This window comes from Synechococcus sp. N19, from assembly GCF_900474045.1.
In the GTDB taxonomy this organism is placed as follows: domain Bacteria; phylum Cyanobacteriota; class Cyanobacteriia; order PCC-6307; family Cyanobiaceae; genus Parasynechococcus.
Map to the genome: position 1 here is coordinate 1 of NZ_UCNR01000001.1, position 1,038 is coordinate 1,038.

At 58.4% G+C, this 1,038-nt stretch carries 1 protein-coding gene; it reads right to left on the reverse strand.

Going from position 1 to position 1,038, the window contains the following annotated elements; genetic code table 11:
- On the reverse strand, positions 1-1,038 hold a 1,038-nt coding region (locus DXY02_RS00005), incomplete at both ends, for a GTP-binding protein (RefSeq protein WP_137024338.1).

Here is a 1,038-nt window from a genome sequence, read left to right on the forward strand (position 1 = left end):
CCGCAGTTTGTTGTGGTCGATGTTGCGGCCGATCAGCACCAATTGATTTTTGCGATCACCGGTCCAGTCGGTGTCGTCGATGGAAAAGCGTTTGCCTGCCAGATGGAACACATGGCGGCGTTCGCTTTCGTTGAACCAGAGGATTCCCTTGGCCCGGAACACCTCCTGGGGCATCTGGTTGTCGAGGAAGTTCTGGAACTTGCGCAATGCAAAGGGCCCATCACTCTGGAACGACAGGGAGGTGAAGCCCTCGATGTCCTGGTGGTCACCGTGCTCATGGCTGTGGTGATGATGTCCGTGGTCATGACCGTCCCCATGGCTGTGGCCGTGACCGTGGTCATGCCCATGGCTGTGATCGTGCCCATGGCTGTGGTCATGGCTGCAGTGGCCATGGTCGTGGTTGCAGTCGCTGTGATCCAGGCTCGGATCGTCGGCGGGAGAACTCACCTTGTCGGATTCGAACAGTCCGACACTGAGCAACAGGGCAAGAGGCACCTCCCCTTTCACCGACCGCAGGATCCGCGCATCGTTCTTGACGGCTCTGAGTTGCTGCTCGACAGCCTCAAGCCGCTCCTCTGAGACGAGGTCGCACTTGTTCAGCAGCAGGATGTCGCCATAAATCACCTGGGCCCGGCCAACTTCCGTGTCCAGAACGACGTCGTCGAAGTTTTCTGCATCGATCAAGGTGATGATCGAATCCAGGCGGGTTTGGTTCCGCAGCTCACTGCCAAGGAAGGTCATGGCCACCGGCAGGGGATCGGCCAGACCGGTGGTTTCGACGACGATGTAATCGAGCGGTTCTGGGCGTTCAATCACCCGTTCCACCGCCTCCATCAGCTCGCCGTTGATCGAGCAGCAGATGCAACCGTTGCTCAGCTCCACCATGTCTTCATCGGTGGTAACGATCAGATCGTTGTCGATCCCGATTTCACCGAACTCATTCACCAGCACCGCGGTCTTCACCCCCTGCTGATTGCTCAGGATGTGATTCAGCAGCGTCGTTTTCCCCGCTCCGAGGAAGCCGCTGAGAATGGTGAC